This is a genomic window from Gordonia sp. NPDC003585, assembly GCF_040610755.1.
In the GTDB taxonomy this organism is placed as follows: domain Bacteria; phylum Actinomycetota; class Actinomycetes; order Mycobacteriales; family Mycobacteriaceae; genus Gordonia.
This window is the reverse complement of record NZ_JBEXMX010000092.1, coordinates 1-19,768: the sequence shown is the minus strand read 5'-3', so window position 1 is coordinate 19,768 and position 19,768 is coordinate 1. Positions and strand designations below refer to the sequence as shown.

At 68.3% G+C, this 19,768-nt stretch carries 14 protein-coding genes and 2 pseudogenes; 6 read left to right on the top strand and 10 right to left on the bottom strand.

The genetic code is table 11. The annotated features are described in order from the left end of the window. Window positions 1–93: 93 nt before the first annotated feature. Both ABZW74_RS20700 and ABZW74_RS20695 read right to left on the bottom strand, forming a co-directional pair. On the bottom strand, window positions 94–1,797 hold the full coding sequence (locus ABZW74_RS20700) for a hypothetical protein (protein ID WP_355278980.1): 1,704 nt from the start codon (window positions 1,795–1,797) through the stop codon (window positions 94–96). A 10-nt stretch (window positions 1,798–1,807) separates the two neighbouring features. Continuing rightward, window positions 1,808–2,743, bottom strand: a complete 936-nt coding sequence (locus ABZW74_RS20695) for a CoA ester lyase (protein WP_240862538.1) — start codon at window positions 2,741–2,743, stop codon at window positions 1,808–1,810. 179 nt (window positions 2,744–2,922) lie between these two features. On the opposite strand from ABZW74_RS20695, the gene ABZW74_RS20690 reads away from it, so the two are divergent. Next, the gene (locus ABZW74_RS20690; protein WP_240862565.1) at window positions 2,923–4,101 is read left to right on the top strand and encodes a polysaccharide biosynthesis protein; all 1,179 of its coding nucleotides are present in this window, start codon (window positions 2,923–2,925) and stop codon (window positions 4,099–4,101) included. On the opposite strand, the gene ABZW74_RS20685 is transcribed toward ABZW74_RS20690, so the two are convergent. Next, the gene (locus tag ABZW74_RS20685) at window positions 4,043–5,212 is read right to left on the bottom strand and encodes a DUF3068 domain-containing protein (protein WP_355278977.1); all 1,170 of its coding nucleotides are present in this window, start codon (window positions 5,210–5,212) and stop codon (window positions 4,043–4,045) included. The two genes, ABZW74_RS20690 and ABZW74_RS20685, sit on opposite strands and share 59 nt — an antisense overlap. Window positions 5,213–5,246: 34 nt before the next feature. Here ABZW74_RS20685 and ABZW74_RS20680 point away from each other — a divergent pair, with 34 nt between their 5' ends. After that, entirely contained in the window at window positions 5,247–6,494 is a 1,248-nt protein-coding gene (locus ABZW74_RS20680; RefSeq protein ID WP_355278974.1) for an acyltransferase, read from the top strand. A gap of 2,114 nt (window positions 6,495–8,608) precedes the next feature. Here ABZW74_RS20680 and ABZW74_RS20675 read toward each other — a convergent pair. The 4 genes and pseudogenes from ABZW74_RS20675 to ABZW74_RS20660 all read right to left on the bottom strand — a co-directional run. Then, a pseudogene (locus ABZW74_RS20675) lies at window positions 8,609–10,735 on the bottom strand (DUF3367 domain-containing protein); the annotation flags it as partial. Then, window positions 10,710–10,919 (bottom strand): DUF2613 domain-containing protein, encoded by a 210-nt coding sequence (locus ABZW74_RS20670; RefSeq protein WP_240862545.1) that lies wholly within the window; start codon window positions 10,917–10,919, stop codon window positions 10,710–10,712. The pseudogene ABZW74_RS20675 and the gene ABZW74_RS20670, both read right to left, overlap by 26 nt. Window positions 10,920–10,952: 33 nt before the next feature. After that, window positions 10,953–11,675 carry a DJ-1/PfpI family protein gene (locus ABZW74_RS20665; RefSeq protein WP_355278971.1) on the bottom strand — a complete coding sequence of 241 codons (723 nt, stop codon included), beginning with the start codon at window positions 11,673–11,675 and terminating at the stop codon, window positions 10,953–10,955. After that, window positions 11,672–12,676, bottom strand: coding sequence for a helix-turn-helix domain-containing protein (locus tag ABZW74_RS20660; protein WP_355278968.1), 1,005 nt, complete (start codon window positions 12,674–12,676; stop codon window positions 11,672–11,674). Before ABZW74_RS20660 ends, ABZW74_RS20665 begins: the two co-directional genes overlap by 4 nt. Window positions 12,677–13,192: 516 nt before the next feature. On the opposite strand from ABZW74_RS20660, the gene ABZW74_RS20655 reads away from it, so the two are divergent. Next, entirely contained in the window at window positions 13,193–14,248 is a 1,056-nt protein-coding gene (locus ABZW74_RS20655; RefSeq protein WP_355278965.1) for a zinc-dependent alcohol dehydrogenase family protein, read from the top strand. Between the two features lie 18 nt (window positions 14,249–14,266). Here ABZW74_RS20655 and ABZW74_RS20650 read toward each other — a convergent pair whose 3' ends face one another. Then, window positions 14,267–14,746 (bottom strand): universal stress protein, encoded by a 480-nt coding sequence (locus ABZW74_RS20650; RefSeq protein WP_240862567.1) that lies wholly within the window; start codon window positions 14,744–14,746, stop codon window positions 14,267–14,269. Window positions 14,747–14,886: 140 nt separating this feature from the next. Between ABZW74_RS20650 and ABZW74_RS20645 the strand changes: the two genes are divergently transcribed. Next, a complete protein-coding gene (locus ABZW74_RS20645; protein WP_240862553.1) occupies window positions 14,887–16,089 on the top strand; it encodes a glycoside hydrolase family 3 N-terminal domain-containing protein in 1,203 nt (400 codons plus the stop codon). A gap of 88 nt (window positions 16,090–16,177) precedes the next feature. Next, a complete protein-coding gene (locus ABZW74_RS20640) occupies window positions 16,178–16,786 on the top strand; it encodes a TetR/AcrR family transcriptional regulator (protein ID WP_240862555.1) in 609 nt (202 codons plus the stop codon). A 149-nt stretch (window positions 16,787–16,935) separates the two neighbouring features. Here the strand turns inward: ABZW74_RS20640 and ABZW74_RS20635 are convergent, their stop codons facing one another. Beyond that, window positions 16,936–17,859, bottom strand: a complete 924-nt coding sequence (locus ABZW74_RS20635) for a MaoC/PaaZ C-terminal domain-containing protein (RefSeq protein ID WP_240862557.1) — start codon at window positions 17,857–17,859, stop codon at window positions 16,936–16,938. Then, a complete protein-coding gene (locus ABZW74_RS20630; protein WP_240862559.1) occupies window positions 17,859–19,220 on the bottom strand; it encodes a 3-oxoacyl-ACP reductase in 1,362 nt (453 codons plus the stop codon). The genes ABZW74_RS20635 and ABZW74_RS20630 overlap by 1 nt, the downstream gene beginning before the upstream one ends. Before the next feature lie 154 nt (window positions 19,221–19,374). Between ABZW74_RS20630 and ABZW74_RS20625 the strand changes: the two are divergent. Continuing rightward, window positions 19,375–19,768, top strand: a pseudogene (locus ABZW74_RS20625) (acetyl-CoA C-acyltransferase); the annotation flags it as partial.

Here is a 19,768-nt window from a genome sequence, read left to right as displayed (position 1 = left end):
CACCGTGTCGAGATCAACCAGCGGGGGATGGGCACCGTGTCGAGATCCGCCGGATCGAGCCGGTACCGAGCGGAGCGAGGCACCGTGTCGAGATCAACCAGCGGAATCCGTCCGCCGGAAAGCGCGGACTGCCTGGACGGCGCAGGCCGCAGCGCCCGCGAGGATCATCGCGAGCCACAACACGTGCGCGGTCACCGCTGCGGCGCGCGCGCCGGAAGATGCCTTCGGCGTCTGCGCTCCGTCAATCTGATAGAGACGCAACGTGTCTCCGGTGAACACTGGGTCGAGTCGTGCAACCCGTGCGGGCGGCGAATCACCATCCACGAGCACCCAGCCGACTCCGAGATCGGCGAGCTCCGATGGATCGCCCTCGGTGTCAAGAACTTTCTCGACCTTCACCGCAGCGGCCGACGGCGGGTCGATCTCGCGACCGTCGACGGTGAGTCGTCCGGATTCGACCACCGGCGCGCGCAGCATGCGAGGAGCCGGGTCGAGTGACACCTCATTGGCAAATGCGTACCGGCGCACGGTATTCGACGGCCAGCGGGCAACCGCGCCGGCGTCGGCGGGCACGATCCGCGCGACCGCCGACCACTCCGCCGGGAAGGAGACCGGGCGCACCGCACCGCCGACCCCCCAGGCCAGATCGGGGAGGGGAGCCACCACCAGCAGGATGACTGCAGCAAGCGCAAACCCCGCGGGTACCAGGCGTCGCAGCGCGACGATCACACCTGCGGCGGCAACCGCGAACGCGGGCATCAGGAGCGCCAGGAACTTCTGGCTGTCACGCAGCAGACCCGCGCCCGGCGCAGCGTCGACCACCGCCTCGAGCACAGCGCGACCCGGCCCAAAGCTGCTGAGTACCACAAGGATCACCACAACCAGCGCCAAGACGACCAGCCACCGAAAGACACGGTCTCGCCACACCTGAATAGCCCCGATGGCCACGACCACCAGCAGGCACCCGGTCGCCACCGCCGCCCACCCGACCGTGCGGCTGGTGGGCACCGCGTCGGCGTTCCAGATCCCACCAAGGCCGAGCGCGGTGCCGAGCGGACCGAGCCACGGCTCCGAGCGCAACCCGAACGCGCCGACGCCCGCCGATCCCGTCGTCGTGGCCGCCCCGCCGACCAGCGCCGCCACCAACCACGGTGCGGCACTCCCGATCCAGATGACTACGACCCCCAGCACGGAACGAGATCGGAAACCGTAAGCCACACAAGCAGTCACCAACACAACGGCCGCCAGCACGGACCCGGTCGGCGTCAACCCGGCCACCGCGACGAGACCCGCGAGCTGACACCAGCGCAGCGCGGACGGTGCAGCCACGAGATCACCGACGCCGACGACGATCCACGCGAGCGCTGCATATCCAACCAACAGACCCCAGTGGCCTTGCAGAAGTCGTTCCGCGACAAATGGATTCCAGAGAGCGATCACCGCAGCGGCGACCGCCCCCACACGTCCCGCCTGCGGCACCAGACGATGGGCGAGCCGTCCGTATCCGACACCGGCAAACACCAGCGCCGACAAGAGAACGGCGACCACGAACCATCCGCCGTCGACCACCCGACTCACGATCGCGACGAGCCAGTCCTGCGGAACCGCGCGAGGCGGCAGGTCGCCGATGCCGAGTGCGGCGTCGGTGGCGTAGGAGCGGGGCGTCGACACCGCGTCGCGGTACAGGAGATGCCGCGGCCCGATCCCGACGAGCGCCCCGAGCAGCGGACCGGCGATCACCGCCGTCAGGCCCGCGCTGACGATGTACAGCACGGGAAGCAGGCGGCCGTTCCTCACGTCGGGCGGCTCAGTAGTGGTAGGTGTCCGACGGCGCGGGCTGGTGCACGGGCTCGTCCTCGTAGTCCGACGCGGTGATGCCGTACGCGCGTGCGAGATCGAGGATCTTGGTGGCCCGGGCGATCCGCGGGAGGTCGGAGCCGTTGCGGATCTCACCACCGTCCCGCTCGAACTCCGCGAAGAACTCTTTGGCCCAACTGATTTCGTCTTGCGACGGCGACAGACCGTCGTTCACGGGCGCGCACTGGTCTGGTGAGAGGCAGATCTTGCCGGTCATGCCGAACTCCGCACTGACTGCCGTGGCCTCGCTCAGCTTGAGGGCACTCGACCCCACCGTCGGGCCGTCGATGGCGCTCGGCAGGTGAGCCGCCTTGGCGGCGATGGTGAATCGTGATCGGGTGTAGGCGAGGGTCGCCGGATCGTCGCCGAAGCCGGTGTCGCGCCGGAAGTCGCCGATGCCGAAGGCCAGCCGGAAAGTTCCCTTGGCCGCGGCGATCTCGCTGATCCTCTCGAGTCCACGTGCGGTCTCCACGAGCGCGACGATGGGGACATCCGGCAGGCGCTTGGCGGTCTCGGTGACGTGGTCGACGGACTCCACCATCGCCAGCATCACCCCACCGAGGGTGGTCTTGGACAACGCCTCGAGATCGTCGGCCCACCAGGGCGTGCCGAACCCGTTGATGCGCACCCATTCGCCGGCACCGGCGGCGGGAGCGTCTTTGGGGCCGAGCCAGCGGACGACGTTGTCGCGGGCGGCAACTTTGTCCTTGGGTGCGACGGCATCCTCGATGTCGAGCACCACGATGTCGGCACGCGACCGTGAGGCCGCCTCGAACTTGCCGTAATGGGCGCCGTTCACCAGCAGCCAGCTGCGGGCCAGCACCGGGTCGATGCGGAACCCGGCGTCTGAAGTATCGGACTCGTAGGTCGTGGTCTCGTCGTACATCCGATTCTCTCGAAAGTAGGAATGCGTGGTCGCGTGCCGCTCCATCGTTCCCGATGCCGTGTGGTCGGTGCAAAGCACCTCCGTGCAGGTGGGCCACACTGGGTGGCGTGAAATACCCGGCGTCCGGCTCGCAGCGCGGTTCGACGGTCAATGCCGTCGGTGCCGTGGCGATCGGTTCGATGGTCGCCAACGTGTGCATGTACCTGGTTCACCTGCTCGCCGGTGGCCGGTTCCTCACCACCGACGAGTACGGCGAGTTCGCGGTCCTGCTCTCGGCGATGCTCGTGCTCGGTGTACCCGCGCTCGCGTTGCAGGCGGTCATCGCCCGGGAGGTTGTCCTCGGCCGCTCCGAGCGTCGTCTGCGCACGGTCACCGTGCAGACCACTGCGTTGGTTGTCGTTCTCGCTGCGGTTGCCGTTCCGGTGGTGGCTGCGTTGGCGCGCGCGTCCGTCGCGACCACAGCGGCTGCGCTCAGTGCCGCGCCGCTGCTGGCGCTGATCGCGGCCGGTCAGGGGATGGTGCAGGGTCGACGCGAGTTCCGGGCGTTGGCGTGGCTGCTCGGTGTGGTCGGGATATTGCGTGCGTTGCCGGTGATCGGGGTGCTCGCGCTCGGGGCGGGCCCGGCCGGGGCACTGCTCGCGGGCACGATAGGCGCCGGGGCGTCGGTGGCGGTGGTTTGGCTCGGCGTGTGGATGACCCGCGTCGACCGTCTACATCCACGCAGTGAGCCGACGACATCCCTGGACGCACGCAGTGTGCTGCGCGCCTCCCAGGTGCAGTTGGTGCTGATCGTCGCGTCGTCGATCGATCTGCTGCTGTCGCGTACGGCGCTCGGCGCGGACGAGGCGGGTGTGTACGCGCTCGGGGCCATCGCGACCAAGGTTGCCTTCTGGCTGCCGCAGGCGATCGGCGTCGTCTTCTATCCGCGTCTCGCCGACCCCGCACAGTCGAGCGACTCGCTGCGCCAGGCGGTCACCGTGGTGGCCGGTATCGGAGTTGTCCTCACCGTCGCCGCCGGTCTGGCCGGACCGCTGGTCCCACTCGTCGTCGGCGACGACTATCGCGCTCTCGTACCCATCCTGTGGCTCTTCGCCTACACCGGAGCGGTGTTGTCGGTTCTTCAGGTCACACTGCTGTCGGCGATCGCGCGCGACCACACCCAGGTCGCGCTGCTGACATGGGCGGTCGTCGCCGCCGAAGTGGTCGTGATCGTCACCGTCGTCGGGTCGATCGTCACCTTGGCGGCAACGGCGGCGATTGCCGGGACCGTCGCGGCCACGGCGACCGCCGTCTACGTGCTCAGTTCGCGGTCTTCGACAGCCGCCGTCGAATCCTCTCCGGCAGCCGAGCCGGATTGAGCAACAGCAGCCCGACGATCAGCAGGACCACACCGAGGACACCCGTCGCGATCGGCACCAGCCGTCCCCAGATCACCACCGGGTTGGCCAGGTCCGACGACCGTGCGGTCATCTCGGTGCGGGTCCGCTCGTCGTAGCGGAACGTCGCGCGCAGGTAAGGGAGCGCGAAATCCGTTGGGACACCGGCTGTCCGGCCGTCGAACCGGTACGACTCGTCGATCCTGATGTGTTGGTCGACGATCAGGCCGGTGCGGGTGTCGACCGACAGTTCCCACTCGGAACGGTGGTGCAGCGTCGCGGTGAGTTGACGGGCCGGGTCGCCGCCGACCCCGAACCACGACGCGGGCCGGGTGATGAGGGTCGGCCGGTTGGTGGTGGCCGCGCCCGGCACGGTGTTGAGGTCGGTGTCGGGGACGAGTGCGGTGAATCGTGCGACGTCGTGCCCGGACACCTGGCCGTCGCCCATGTAGCGCAGAGGCACGGTGCGACGCGTGGTGACGTCGAAGAAGGCGTGATCGGAGGTGCTGACGTCGAACGACATCAGGTAGGTGAAGCCGCGTCGATCCGGTTCGGGCACCGGCGCCGACTGGTTGTCGTATTGGATCTCCGAACTGCCGCCCCCGGCCAGATCCGGTAGAGCGCTCTCGCGATTGAGGGTCACCCGATCACGCACCGCCCCGACCGTCGGATCGGTACAGCTGGGCCGATCGCCGGCCGGGGTGCTGCCCGGACGCGGCAGCGCCGGATCGACCTGTTTACCGTCGATCAGCAGATGGTCGGCCTGGATGGAGGTGCCGGCCTGCACCGTGACGCGCCGCCGGTCCGACGGCTGGACCGCCACCACACGCTGCTGACGCACGAGCTCCGCGCCGACGGTGCGCGCGGTCGGGGTGTTCAGCGAGCAGACGTCGAGGATCGTCGCGTCGGGCTCGTTCGCGAGAGTCGGGTCGGTGGTGGTCGCGACGGTGGTGAAGTCGGTACTCAGCGGGATCAGGCGCAGTTGATCGGCCAACAGCGTCGGCAGCGCGATCGTCACCGCGACCAGGAATCCCCCGAGGAACAGCAGGGTCGGACCGATCAGATCAGCGGTGGAGAATCGGTGCCGCGACATAGGCGAGAGGGTACGCGGCTACCCTGTCAGGAGCATGACCAGCACCGACACCCACTCCAGTACAGTCGCGCCGCCCGCGCGACGGTTCTATCCGCAGCTGGAGGGGATGCGTGCGATCGCGGCACTCGGGGTCCTGACCACCCACGTCGCCTTCCAGACCCGCGCCGTGCAGATCCCCGTACTCGGCCCGGTGCTCGGACGACTCGACCTCGCAGTCGCCCTGTTCTTCGCCCTCTCCGGCTTCCTCCTCTGGCGACCGTGGGTCGACAGCGCACATCGCGACGACGCCGGCCATCCGCCGATCCGACGCTATCTGCGTCACCGGTTCGTGCGGATCTGGCCGGCCTACGTCGTCGTGGTGGTCGTCGTGTTGCTCCTGCTGCCCGACGCGCAGGGCGCCGACGCCACGGTCTGGTCGGCCAACCTCACCCTGACCCAGGTGTTTGTGCCGCTGTCGTTGACGGCCGGACTCACACAGATGTGGAGTCTGTCGGTGGAGGTCGCGTTCTACGCGATCTTGCCGATCATCGGGCTCGCGTTGTTGCGCCTGAGAGGACGCCGCCGGGACTGGCGGATCCCGGCCCTGGCAGTGCTCGGGTTGGTCAGTCTCGCCTGGGCCTGGCCGGCCATGGCACTGCCGCTGCCCGCCGGCGTGGAGCCGAAGAACTGGGTCATCGGACACCTGCCGTGGTTCCTCGCCGGACTCGTGCTCGCCGAGGTGGCCGGTGCCATCGAACGCGGCCACGCGCCACGGTGGATCGAACGAGTCGCCTCGATCAGCGCACGACGACGGCTGATGTTCGGCGTCCTCGTGGTGGCCTACGCGCTCGCATGCACACCACTGGCCGGACCGACCGGACTGGGCGCGCTCACCAACCTGCAGTTCGCGACGAAGATGGTACTCGGAGCGCTGTGCGGATACGCGCTGCTGGCGCCGCTCGTGTGTTCGGCAGGGCCGTTCCGCATCCTGACCTCGCCGGTGATGCTCGCCCTGGGACGCTGGTCCTACGGCATCTTCATCTGGCACCTCGCGGTTCTCGCGGTGGTGTTCGGACTGTTCGGCATCGTCCCGTTCAGCGGCGACACGCTGTTGGTCTGGTCCATCACCGTCGTCCTCACGATCGGTGTTGCGGCAGCGAGTTACGCCTTTGTCGAAGAACCGGCCCGACGCTGGTTGCGCAGGCAGGAGAGCGGCGTCTCGTCGTCGGAGAGATCCGGTTCGACGACCGACCACACCGCCGCCCAGGCGGCGAGCAGCACCGCGATCAGCGCAGGCAACTGAACCCACCACGCAAACCCGTTGTAGCCGTTGGGCGAATGCCATGGTCCGGCGGCGAGGCCGACGGTGGCCAGCATCATCGACACGAAACACAGCACGACCTTTGTGCGCGGTCGCAGGACGGCAGCGAGCGCACCCACCCCGATCCCGAACGCCAGACCCCACCAACCCGACAGCAACCACGACATCGACAGTGTCGCAACACCTGCAGACGCCAAGAATCCCGCTCCCTGAGGTGCGAGGAGCGCTAGCGACGAGCCTCGAAGGGCCTGGTGAGACGGCAGTGTCCTCTCACCAGGGCTTCGAGGCTCGCAGGCTCGCACCTCAGCCAGCGGCAGGGGCCAGCACGCCGCGATGAGCAACGCGCCGACCAATATCAGGCCGATGACGAGCGCCCATCGGTACAGCGAATCGAAGCGGTAGGTGAGCTGGACGGTTCCCGAGGCGCCCGCGGGGATCACCCACCCCTGCTGCCAACCGTTGACGACGATCGGGGTCAGCTCGTTGTCCCCCAGGCGGGCCTGCCAACCGGCGTTGGTGCTCTCGGGGATCACCAGTACGCGTTGGTGCGCAACGCCATTCACCGTCACCGACCGGTCGACCGCGGACCAGTCCCGAACCGCAGCCGGTTCGGTCTGTGAAACTCTTGTCGTCGAACCAGACTGCAGAACAACGGAATCCACAGTGAACGCCCCACCAGGATTGACCGACAACTCCTGCTCGCCGGCGCCCAGCGCGATCGGCGCACTCGAGCAGGGTCGCGCCACCACCGGTTCGCCGTTGCGCAATGCGTCGGCGGTGGTCTGCACCGACAGTCCGATGACCTGTCCCGACACCGTCATTCCGATGCCTCGGTCACAGCCGATGTCGATCGCGCGATCCGCCGGCGGCACGGACGTCCGCGAGTTGATCTCGATCTCGGCGATCCCTGGTGGCGCCTGCGTGGCGAAGCCGAGGCTGTTCACCTCGATGAGGTCACGCTGGCGGAGGACGGTGATCGTGATCCGATCGGTGTCGGCCGGGTCGAGGCGGACGACGCCGTCGGCCCCGACGTCCCGGATCTGCGGACCGGTGCCCAGATCGACAGCCACGCGGGTCGGGGCGGACGGATAGCCCTGCGGCGCAACGATTCGCAGGGACTCGACGCGCTGCCGTGCGGGGAGTCCGAGGGTGAGCCGCGGCTCGGTGGAATCCCGATCGGCTTTCGGTGGGCGCTCGCCCTTCTTACGTTCCTTCGCAGGTTCGGGTGCCGTCCACACCGTCGACGGGTCGCCGTCGACGGCCGCGCTCGGTCCGCCGCGCGGGTCGGTGACGGCCGACGGTCCGGTCGCCACGATCTGGCCGGCCGACCACAGGAGCGCGTTGAGTGTGTCGCCGGGGCGGGGGCGTAACACCACCGCGGGGGTGACCGGTGTCGGCTGCGGAACCTGCAGTGCGCGGGTGAAGATGCCCGGGGTCTCGGCGGCGAGTCCCAGTCCCGGGGCGCATCGTGCCACGTCGGCGGCCGGGTCGGCCACGCACGACGCCCGGCCACTCAGCTCCTGGGTCAGCAGCCATTGTGCGACAGTGGTGTTCGGCGCCAGCGGCCGGAGTGTCACCCGGTGTCGGATGGTGATCGGCAATCCGGACCGAAGGTCGCGCACCGACACCTCACCGAGCGCGAACTGGTTGCCGGCCGAGCCGTTCGCGGTTTGCAGCGCCCGGATCTGCACCCACCGGGTCGGTCCGCTGGGGGCCGTCACGGTCACGGGCTCGCCGGGTTTCAGGCCCGACGCGACGGTACTGCCCGCCTCGGTGGCCACCACCACGCTGCTGACGTCGGGACCCAAGGCCTTTGCGGTGGTGATCCTCAGCGTGAGATCGGACTGCGGGCGCGTGAACGACAGACGCATCCACTGTCCGACGGCAGACTGCAATCCCGCACTGACCCAAGCGGTTTGCGGATCTCCGTCGAAGGCTGCGGCCGCCGAGTTCGCCGGAGACGTCTGTCCCGGTTGGGTCGCGTCGGCCGCCGACCCGGACACGCCGACCCGTACCTCACCGGACCGGTTGTCCAACAACCACTCTCCGGAGACGAGCGACTGCCCCTCGACCGGGTAGTCGGGAACCGCGTTGTAGGTCCGACGCGGATCGCCCGCCGAGCGGATCGACGAAGTGTGGTCGTCGACGCGCCCGAAGTCGGTTTCGCGATCGGCTGGTGAATCGGTGACGATCACCGGCGCGTCCGGGAGGCCGGCGCGGCGTGCGTCGGCGGCCAACAGCGAGGGGCCGAGTGGCGGCAGTCCCAGTCGGGTGCGCGCGTCGTCCAGTTGTGCCAACGACTCCGGGCCGCCGGCCACCCGGGCCATGCCGTCGGTGTCGACCAGGATCGGACCTGTGCCAGGGAATCCGGTCGCCGCCACCTCGAAGATCTGGATGGCAGGCATTTTCGGCCTGAGTCCGTTGTCGCGCACCACGTCACGTAGCTCGGGTGCCCCGACGTCGGGTCCGAAGACGGCCACTCGGCGGATCCCGGGGGAACCGGTCAGCGCGTGCTGCGCGAGTAACGGTCGTGCCGAGCGTGACGTGTCCGGTGCGAGATCGGCACGCAACACCACATATCGGATGCCTTGCTGCGCGAGCGTCGGGGCAAGCCCCGGCGAGGCCCGACCATTCGCGATGGCGCGCTGCACCGAATCCATCGCCCGGATCGCCGACGGCGGTGTCAGCGGGATGGCGTCGCGTACGGCCCAGGGAGTGTCGCCGAGTGGTTGCATGGGTTCGTCGCGGGTGAGTCCCCAGAGTTGGTCGGCGAACGGCGCTCCGGGAACGACCAGCGCACGCGCGGGTGCTTGCCGGGCCGAATCCGGTTGGGCTGCATGGGTCGACAACCACGTCGCGGTCTGCTGCCAGTAGCCGGGGATCTCGCGATACGCACCCGCCGGGGCCAGCTGACCCGTCCACATCAGCGAACCCGCACCGATGAGCGCGACCACCACCACCACCGTCGCCGCGACCGGACGCGACCGCTGCGGATGCGCGAAGGCGGACAGCGACTCCCGGACAGTCACGGTCCCCGGCAGTGCGACGCGGGCGAGTAGATGGGCCACACCGAGCACGAGGGGAAGGCGCACAAAGGGTTCGAATTTGTGGATGTTGCGCAGCGGTGCGCCCGCGCCGTCGAGGAAGGCGCGAACGTCGTCGGCGATCGGTGAGCCGAGCTGCCCGGCGAACCCGACACACATCAGCACCAGCCCGAGTGCCACGAGCGCGACCATGCGTGACCGGAATGGCATGTGGCGCATGCACAGTCCGGCCAGTCCGGCCGCAGCGAGGGTGCCCGTCGCGAGCACCGCGGCGGGCTGGGTCACCAGCACGGCGCCCGCAACACGTTCCGATGACACGAACGGAGTCCACGAGCTCGTGCCGCGGAGCACCTCGGTGAGCGACGTCCACTGTGTGGTCACGCCGGACGACTCGATGAAGTCCAAGAACGGTGGGCTCACCCTGGACAGGATCAGCAGCGGCACCACCCACCAGGCGCAGGCGAGCAGCAGTCCGACCGCCCACCACAGACCGAAGCGCAGCATGCGGCGGCCGGGCCGGTGCATCAGCCACCACACCATCGCCACACCGAGCGCCGCCAACGTGGCCACCGCGTTCACCGCACCCATCAACGCCACCGGGACCGCGGACCGCAGCGCCTCCTGCCACACCGGCCGGATGCCCCCACCGCCATCCAGCACTCGCACCATCGGCACCAGCACCCACGGCGCGAGCATCATCGGCAGCGTTTCCGACGAGATCGACCCCAGCGTGGTGAGCGCGCGCGGGCTGAGCGCGAAGATGGCGCCGGCGATGATCCGCGATGCGGGTGATCCGACGCGCAGCGCTTCCGCAAGACGCACCACCCCGACGAATCCGATCGTCAGCAGCAGCGCCCACCACAGGCGCTGCGTGATCCAGGGCGGCAGGTGTGCGAACTCCCCGAGAGCGAAGAATGCGCCGTGCGGAAAGAAATAGCCGTAGGCCTGGTTCTGCACCTGCCCCATCGGGGCGTCGGGCGACCACAGGTGAGCCGCCCGGGTCAGGAATCCGATCGGGTTGGCGGTGAGGTCGAGCTTGGTGTCGGCGGCGATCTGTCCGGGCGATTGCAGCAGACAGATCAGGAGTGCGAGGAAACCGGCGATTCCGACGCCCCGGACCGAGAGCCGTCCGGTCGTCCCAGTGATGCGAGACTCAGTTGTTCTCGCCGGCGCCGCCACGTGACCCGTAGTCGACAGAACCCTGCACGAATCCGTTGTTCGGGTTGATGCGGTTGAGGTCGGTCGACGGGCTGGTCTCGGCCGCCAGCAGCCCACCGAGGAACACCGCACCGACGCCGACCACGATGCCCGAGACCGCAGCGACGGCTCCGGCGATGAGGTACCTGGTACGGGAGGAGTTCATGGCGACGAAACTACCATCGCCGCTCGACAGAACTCATCGACGGGCGCGAACCCTGCGCAGCGCGCCCTCCCAGGCGAGTGCCGTCGCCGAACCGATGATCGCGGGTTTGAGCGAGTCCCGGGACAGCAGTGCGGTGGTGCGAGCCACCGTCGACGCCGATGCCTTGCTGCGATGGCCCGAGTCGTAGGGCGGCTGCGGGTCGTACTCGATGAACAGCTGGATCGCTCGCGCTCGGTTGTCGCCGGCCACCTTACCGACCAGCCACAAGGCCAAGTCGATGCCCGCGGACACACCGGCAGCGGTGACGATGGAACTGTCGTCGTCGGCGCGGACGATGCGCTCATCGGAGACCGCGGTGACGCCATAGAGCGACAGGCCGGCCAGCGACGACCAGTGGGTGGTCGCGCGTTTGCCCTCGAGCAGGCCGGCCGCGGCCAACACGATCGATCCGGTACACACCGACGTCGTCCACGTCGCGGTTGTGTGCGCCTCACGAAGCCAGCTCAGCAGGCGCTCGTCCCGTGCGGCCTGTGCAAACCCCGGTCCGCCGGGCACCAGCACGATGTCGGGGTGCGGCGTCTCGGACAACGAATGCGTCGCGCCGACCACCAGAACCCCCGAGTCGGCCGTGATCGGACCCGGTTCGTGCCACACGAACCGGACCTCCGCGTCGGGCAGGCCGCGCAGCACCTCGTACGGTCCGACGAAATCCAGTGCGGTGAACTGCGGATAGACGACGATGGCGATCTGGGTCATGGGGCAACTCCTGCTCGGTTGTCGGCGGATGCGGTGCGGGACGTGCGTCGGTACTGGTCGGGTGGGATACCCAGGCGTCGGACGAACACCCGTCGCATCGTTTCCGCCGATCCGAATCCGCTGCGCGCGGCGACCGCACTGGTCGTGTCGTCGGACTCCTCGAGATGACGGCGCGCGGTGTCGGTGCGGATGCGCTCGACGTAGGCGCCCGGTGACTCGCCCACCTCGTCGGTGAACACCCGGGTGAAGTGGCGAGGACTCATGGCCGCGCGGGTCGCGAGGTCGGCGATGCGGTGCGGGGCTCCCGGATCGTGTTCGATCGCTTCCTGGACGTCGCGGATGGGCCGACGCTTGGCCCGGGGCATCCAGATCGGTGGGGCGAACTGCGACTGACCGCCGGGCCTGCGCAGGTGCAGCACGAGGTGCCGGGCAACGATCTGGGCGATCTCGGTGCCGTGGTCGTCCTCGACGAGGGCGAGCGCGAGGTCGATCCCCGCGGTGACGCCGGCCGCGGTCCACACCCGATCCGAACTGCGGATGAAGATCGGATCCGCGTCGACGGTGATGGCGGGGTACTCGTCGGCGAGGAATTGGGCCGCCGACCAGTGCGTGGTTGCCCGCACGCCGTCGAGCAGGCCGCACTCGGCGGCGAAGAACGCACCCGTGCAGATGGTGATCACCCGTCGCGCGCCCTCGGCGGCCCCGCGCAGCCAATCGGCCGTCTCGGCACGGCGTCGGGCGTCGAAGACCCCCATGCCGCCGGGTAACACCAGCGTGTCGATCGGAGCGCCGGCGTCCGGCAACGGATGGGCGACGAACTCGAGTCCCAACCCGCTCGACACCGGCTGCCCGCCCTCCGACACGAGGGTCACCGTGTATCCCTCGTCGGGGTATCCCTGACCGTGCAGCGCCACCGACGCGGTGGTGAAGACGTCGACCGGCCCGGTGATGTCGAGGGGCTGCACGCCGTCGAATCCGAACACCACCACGGATCGGGTCATACGTCCATGATTTCGGACGGATCGTCGTGGCGTCTAGGTCATGGACCCCACAGATCAGGACATTTGGTTGGCGACCACCTCGTCGACCGCACTTGTCGCCAGAAACCGCCTATGTGGCCAGAAACCGCTGGTGCGCCTCGGGTTTCTGACCAGACACGCGGTTTCTGAAATCGCGACACGCCGATGACGAGCCTCGGCGGCCGCCTCGGACACCATCTCGGCTGCCCGCGCGTAGACACCTCTCACTCAGCGTTGCTGCTGACATCTGCTCGCATGTCTCCCATCTGCGCGCGATGCATTGCGAGCAGATGGGAGAAACACGAGCACCTGTTGCGTCGTCGCTTCACCACGACCCTTCGAAGCTGCTCGCACGCTGTGCGCGGCAATCCTCGTCGAGGACGAGCAGCCGCCGATCTCAGGATGAGACACCGCTACCCGTGAGCCGCGGTTAGCGTTCGCCCCCGGGGGGAATTGAACCCCAGTAAATGAGAATCGGGGGACCGAGCGGAGGCGGCAATGAAGGCGCTGGTGTACCACGGACCCGGGAAGAAGAGCTGGGAGACGGTGCCCGATCCCGTGCTCGACGCTCCGACCGACGCGATCGTGCGGGTCCAGACCACTACGATCTGCGGAACCGATTTGCACATCCTCAAAGGTGACGTGCCCGCGGTGACCGACGGTCGCATCCTCGGTCACGAGGGCGTCGGCGTGGTCACCGAGGTCGGCGAGGGGTGCGAGAAGGTGAAGGTCGGCGACCGGGTGATCATCTCGTGCATCACCAAGTGCGGTACCTGCGACTACTGCAAGGCCGGGCTGACGTCGCACTGCCAGACCGTCGGCGGCATCGGGTGGATCTTCGGACACCTCATCGACGGCACCCAGGCCGAATACGTGCGCGTCCCGTTCGCCGACAACGGACTCATCCCGCTGCCCGACGGTGTGACGCCGGAGCAGGGTGCGATGCTCAGCGACATCCTGCCCACCGGCTACGAGATCGGTGTGCTCAGTGGCGCGGTCAAGGAGGGGGACACGGTCGCGATCGTCGGCGTCGGACCGGTCGGATTGGCCGCGGTCATGACCGCCAAGGCGGTCGGAGCGTCGAAGGTGATCGCGGTCGACGGCAACAAGTTCCGGCTCGAACAGGCCCGCGAGTTCGGGGCCACCGACACCATCGATGTCGGCGCAGGCGGCGACGTCGTCGAGCAACTGAAGGGCTTGAGCCGAGACGGCCTCGGGGCCGACGTCGCGATCGAGGCCGTCGGATTGCCGGGGACGTTCCTCACGGCACTCGGGAGTGTGCGGCCCGGTGGACATGTCGCGAACGTCGGCGTGCACGGTGAGGGCGTCGAGTTCCCGATCGAACGTGACTGGATCAACAACCTGACCATCACCACCGGGCTCGTCAACGCGACGACCGCGCCGGAACTGCTCGATCAGACCCGCGACGGGACGATCGCGCCGGAACGCTTCGTCACCCATCGGTTCGGCTTCGACCAGTTCGACGAGGCGTACGACACGTTCGCGAATGCGGCCGACGAACACGCGCTGAAAGTGATCATCAGCGCTGTGTGATCACCCGGTGTGGTGTGCCTACAGCGTGACCGGCGGTTGCTTCTCGCACTTGGCGGGCACGATGAACACCGGCCGGGAGCAGTGTTTGAGGACGCGCTCGGCGACGCTGGAGCGCAGCAGCGCCTTCAGACCCGATGCGCCTCGGGTGCCGGTGACCAGCAGGTCGACGTCGAGCGCGTCAGCCGCCGCAACCAGCGCACCCCACACCGTCGACTCGACCTCGACGAGCGAACCCCGCGCGGTGAGACCGCACTGGGTGGCGAGTTCCACCCCGCGGGCGTTGATGCTCTCCGCTTCGGACTGGAGTGCTTGGTCGACGCCGGTGTCGAGCTGGGTGTCGATGAACGGTTGCATGCCACCGGACAGGGTCGAGAGGCGAGCGGGTGACATGCTGCCCGGCTGCCAGGCGGTGACGACATATGCGGTGTCGGCGCGCAGGAAGGTTCCGGCGTACCGGATGGCGCGGTCGGCGTTGGGCGACCCGTCGTAGGCGATCATCAGAACCTGGTGAGTTCGAGATCCGTTGGCCTCGGCGGGCACTGTGCCAGGGTCCGTCTGACCGCCACCGGGGGCTGGCTCGGACCTGTTCGGAATGGACCCCACGTCCATTCGTCCAGGTTACATGCCAGACTCGAGCCATGGGTTCAACTCGCCGCCGCCGCGCGATCCCTCGTTTCCTCGCCCACGGGCTCCTCGTCCTGACGTGCGTCGCCGTTGCGGCGTGCGCCACCGACACCCCTCCCGGGGCTGGCAGTACCACGACGTCGGCGTACGCGATGACGTCCTCCTCGTCCTCGTCGGCCGTGGTGCCCGTTCGCCTTCCCCCGGTAACCGGTTGTGGCGCAGACAAATTGAACTCGATGACGGTGCGCCAGAAGCTGGCGCAGCTGATCACGGTCGGGGTCACCGGTACCGCGGACGCACAGTCGATCGTGAATTCCGAACAGATCGGCGGCATCTTCGTCGGCAGCTGGACCGACAAATCGATCCTCCAAAGTGGCGCGGCCGCCCGGATCTCGCGTACCGCCAAGATCCCGCTGATGGTGACCGTCGACCAAGAGGGGGGTCGGGTGTCGCGGCTGTCGTCGCTGGGCATCGACGGGGTGTCGGCGCGCGAGCTGGCCAAGAAGACCCCCGCGCAGGTGAAGGCCATCGCGACCGAGGTCGGACGCAAACTCAGGAACCTCGGGGTCACCGTCGACTTCGCACCCGTCGTCGACGTCAGCGACGAGTCCGACAACGAGGTGATCGGCGACCGCTCGTTCAGCAACAACCCGGCCACCGTGACGAAGTATGCGGGCGCCTACGCGGCCGGTCTGCAGGCGGCCGGGATCACGCCCGTCTACAAGCATTTCCCTGGTCACGGGCACGGCTCGGGCGACTCACATCTCGGTGTGGTCCGGACCCCGCCGCTGTCGCAACTGCAGACCAGCGACCTCGTCCCCTACCGCACGCTGCTGCAGAATCCGGGCGATGCCGCGGTCATGGTCGGGCACCTGATCGTGCCGGGGCTGACCAACGGGCTGCCGGCGAGCATCAGCCGGCCGGCGATCCAGATGCTGCGCACAGGCGTCGGCTACAACGGCCCACGGTTCAACGGCGTGATCTTCTCCGACGACCTGTCCGGGATGGCCGCCATCAGTGCGCAGTACCCGATCGAGCAGGCGGTCGAGAAGTTCATCCTCGCCGGCGGCGACGTCGCGCTGTGGCTGTCGACCGACCGCGTCGGGTCGGTTCTGGATACCCTGGAGCGTGCAGTGCGGGCCGGTCGTCTGGCTCCTCCCCGGCTCAACGCAAAGGTGCTGCGCATCTTCCGGGCCAAGGGCGTCGTCAACTGCTGAATCCGCCAATAACTTACTCTCCGGTAAGTTATTCGGTATTGTCGGATAGCGTCAGCAGTGGTCGGGGCGCGTTGCGCAGGAGGTGGTCATGTCGGGCGGAACCAAGCGACTTCCCCGGGCGGTACGTGAGCAGCAGATGCTGGATGCTGCGGTGAAGGTGTTTGCGCAGAACGGATTCCGCGAGACCTCGATGGACGCCATCGCGTCCGAGGCGCAGATCAGCAAGCCGATGCTGTACCTGTATTACGGCTCCAAAGAAGAGCTGTTCAGCGCGTGCATCGCCCGCGAGTCGGGACTGTTCATCGACGCCATGAGTGTCGGCTTCGACCCGAATCTGTCGCAGCGCGAACAGGCCCGGACGGTGATCAAGGAGTTCCTGCGGTTCGTGCACGAGCACCGGCAGTCCTGGCGGGTGCTCTATCGTGTCGCGATCGGCACGGCGAGCTTCGCCCAGATCGTCAGCGACAGCCGCCAGCGGGTCACCGAGATGGTCACCCAACTCATCAAGGCCGGCACCACCGTCGAGGGTGCGAGCGACATCGATTTCGAACTCACCGCGGTCGCCCTCGTCGGCGCCTCGGAGGCGGTTGCCGACCGGATCACCGAGGGCGACGTCGACCTCGACACCGCCACCGACCTCCTCGTCGGCATCGTCTGGCGCGGCCTGAAGGGCATCGGCACCGACCGTTCGGCGTGAGGGCTCCCTGAGCCCCCCCGCGGAGCCGCCCACCCGCTCCCTGAGGTGCGAGCGGAGCGAGCCTCGAAGGGCTGGTGAGACGGCAATGTCATCTCGCCAGCGGCTTCGAGGCTCGCAGGCTCGCACAGCCAGCGGTGGGGGCTTCCAGCTCAGCTCCCCCGCGTCGTTGCCGTCAGGTGCGGAAAACCCTTGCGCCGGTCGCGAATCGAGATGTCGAAATTCCCGGTAACAATTGGCCCGCTCGCTCCGCTCCCGGCGCCGGGACCGTCGATGCGCCGCGTGTAGAGATTCACCTTGGCGGGCAACAGGATCGGCTTTCCGAACCGGACGTCGTAGGTGACCTCGCCGGGCAACTGTGCTTCGACGTTTGCGATTGCCGCTGCGGCACTCCACATTCCGTGGGCGATCGCCTTCGGGAAGCCGAACGCCTTGGCAGGCAGGTTGCCCATGTGGATCGGGTTGCGGTCGCCCGACGCCGCGGCGTACTCGCGGATGCGTCCGAGATCCACCGCCAGGATCGAGTCCGGCGGCGGTGGCGTCGCGGCCTTCGGCTCCGGCCCGCGCGGTTGATCCGACAAGCTGGTCCGCTGCTGCTTGAGGAACGTCGCCGTCTGCGTCGTGACCGGCTCGGTGCCGACGCTGATCTCACTGATGACGTCGACCAGCAGGCCCTTTCGGTGTTCGCGGAGGTTTTCGGCGTGCGTGACGATCGTCAGCGGCTCGTCGACGCCGATCGGCCGACGACGCTCGATGGTGTTCGTCATGTGCACCGAACCGACTGCACCGAAAGGGAATTCGGCCGAGGTCATGAGCTTCATGACGAGCGGGAACTGCAGCACGAAGGGGTACGTCAGCGGCAGGGTCGAGGAGAACCGCTGCCCGGTGGCCCGGCAATATGCTTGCAGCGCATCGGGATCGACGCGGACGTCGGCGAGCCGATAGTGCGTGTCGGGGACCGATGCGTCGGGGGCGACCTTGGCCGGCTTACCGATCACCGGCAGCAGTCCGGTGATGGCCTTGCCGTAGACCTCGCCGGTGCTCGGGGATTGCGAGAGTGTGATGGTCTTCGACATCAGGCACCCAGGAACCCCTGGCCGCACACGCGGACGACGTTGCCGGTCACCGCATTCGACGCCGGATTGGCGAAGTAGGCGACGGTCTCGGCGACGTCGACGGTCTGCCCGCCCTGCTGCAGCGAGCTCATCAGACGGCCGGCTTCGCGAGTGGCCAGCGGGATGGCGGCGGTCATCTTGGTCTCGATGAAGCCGGGTGCCACCGCATTGATGGTGATGCCCTTTTCGGCCAACAGCGGAGCGTAGGCGTCGACCAGTCCGATCACACCGGCCTTGGACGCGCCGTAGTTGGTCTGGCCGCGGTTGCCCGCGATGCCGGCGATCGACGACACGTCCACAACGGCGCCACCGGCACGGATGGCGTCCTTCTCGACGAGGGCGCTGACGAGTTGCTGGGGAGCGATCAGGTTCACCGAGATCACCGCGTTCCAGCGGTCGGCGTCCATGTTGGCGAGCAGCTTGTCGCGGGTGATGCCGGCGTTGTTGACGATGATGTCGATGCCGCCGTGACGCTCCAGGGCATGCTCGGCCAGCTTCGCGCCGGCGTCGGGGGCGCTCACGTCGAGCGGGAAGGAGGTCCCACCGACCTTGTTGGCGGTGTCGGCGAGTGCCTCACCGGCGGCCGGGATATCAGCGCAGATGACGTGCGCGCCGTCGCGCGAGAGAACCTCGGCGATGGTTGCGCCGATGCCGCGGGCCGCGCCGGTCACCACGGCGACCTTGCCCTCGAGCGGCCTGTCCCAGTCGGGGGCGACGGCGTCGCCGGCACCCACCCGGATCACCTGTGCGTCGACGAACGCCGACTTGGCCGACAGGACGAACCGCAGCGTCGACTCCAGGCCGGTGAGACCGGTCTTGGCGTCGGGGGAGACGTAGACGAGCTGGACGGTCGAACCTTTTAGGAGTTCCTTGCCCAGCGAGCGGGTGAAGCCTTCGAGCGCGCGCTGTGCGACCCGCTCGTCGGGGCTGGTGACGAGTTCCGGGGTGGTGCCGATGACGACGAACCGTGCGCACGGCGCGGTCGAGCGCATGAGGGGCTGGAAGAACTCGTACAGCTGGCGCAGATCGGCGGGGGAGGTGATGCCGGTCGCGTCGAAGACCAGGCCGCCGTACTTGTCGGCACTACGGCCGGTGGTGGCGTTCTGGATCAGCGTGTAGTCCGGTGTGGTGAGCATCTCGCGCAGCGGTTCGACGAGCCGGCCGGCACCGCCGAGGATCACCGGTCCGGCCAGTGCGGGCTCCGATGCCTTGAACCGGCGCAGCGCCGGCGGAACCGGCAGACCAGCCTGTTTGGCGATGAAGGCACCCGGTCCGGAGTGGACGAAGCTCGAATACAGGCCAGTGTTTCCGTTGGCGGCCACGTGAATCTCCTCTGATTTGGCTCGGCGGCGCGGGACGCTGCGGTGCAGCATGGGGTGTTGCGACGAGCGCGCTCGGGTGAGCGGCGTTCGACAACGAACTTACTCAAGAGTAAGAATACGCTATAGATACCAAACACCACCCTGGGAGTTCGAAGTGGCTTACACACCCAAGACCCGTTCGCAGCGGCCGGTTGCGATCCTCGGCGGCAACCGCATCCCGTTCGCCCGGCAGGACAAGGCATACGCCAAGGTCAGCAATCAGGAGATGTTCACCGCAGCTCTCGACGGCCTGGTCAGCCGGTTCAACCTGCAGGGCGAGCAGCTCGGCATGGTCGCGGGCGGTGCGGTGCTCAAGCACGCGCGTGATTTCAATCTCATCCGCGAGTCGGTGCTCGGTTCGGCACTCTCGCCCTACACGCCTGCCTTCGACATCCAGCAGGCGTGCGGCACCGGCCTGCAGGCGATCACCACGGTGGCCGACGGCATCGCCCGCGGCCGGGGGGTGGGCGGCGTGGGCGGTGGCGGCGGGGGCGCGGGGGGGGGGCGGA

Bases quoted from the DNA above. Each gene is read 5' to 3' on its own strand.
- ABZW74_RS20635 (WP_240862557.1), bottom strand. From the start codon at position 17,859: ATGTCGAAGACCATCACACTCTCGCAATCCCCGAGCACCGGCGAGGTC.
- ABZW74_RS20640 (WP_240862555.1), top strand. From the start codon at position 16,178: ATGTCGGGCGGAACCAAGCGACTTCCCCGGGCGGTACGTGAGCAGCAG.
- ABZW74_RS20645 (WP_240862553.1), top strand. From the start codon at position 14,887: ATGGGTTCAACTCGCCGCCGCCGCGCGATCCCTCGTTTCCTCGCCCAC.
- ABZW74_RS20680 (WP_355278974.1), top strand. From the start codon at position 5,247: ATGACCAGCACCGACACCCACTCCAGTACAGTCGCGCCGCCCGCGCGA.
- ABZW74_RS20670 (WP_240862545.1), bottom strand. From the start codon at position 10,919: ATGAACTCCTCCCGTACCAGGTACCTCATCGCCGGAGCCGTCGCTGCG.
- ABZW74_RS20690 (WP_240862565.1), top strand. From the start codon at position 2,923: ATGGTCGCCAACGTGTGCATGTACCTGGTTCACCTGCTCGCCGGTGGC.
- ABZW74_RS20665 (WP_355278971.1), bottom strand. From the start codon at position 11,675: ATGACCCAGATCGCCATCGTCGTCTATCCGCAGTTCACCGCACTGGAT.
- ABZW74_RS20695 (WP_240862538.1), bottom strand. From the start codon at position 2,743: ATGTACGACGAGACCACGACCTACGAGTCCGATACTTCAGACGCCGGG.
- ABZW74_RS20650 (WP_240862567.1), bottom strand. From the start codon at position 14,746: ATGATCGCCTACGACGGGTCGCCCAACGCCGACCGCGCCATCCGGTAC.
- ABZW74_RS20660 (WP_355278968.1), bottom strand. From the start codon at position 12,676: ATGACCCGATCCGTGGTGGTGTTCGGATTCGACGGCGTGCAGCCCCTC.
- ABZW74_RS20655 (WP_355278965.1), top strand. From the start codon at position 13,193: ATGAAGGCGCTGGTGTACCACGGACCCGGGAAGAAGAGCTGGGAGACG.
- ABZW74_RS20685 (WP_355278977.1), bottom strand. From the start codon at position 5,212: ATGTCGCGGCACCGATTCTCCACCGCTGATCTGATCGGTCCGACCCTG.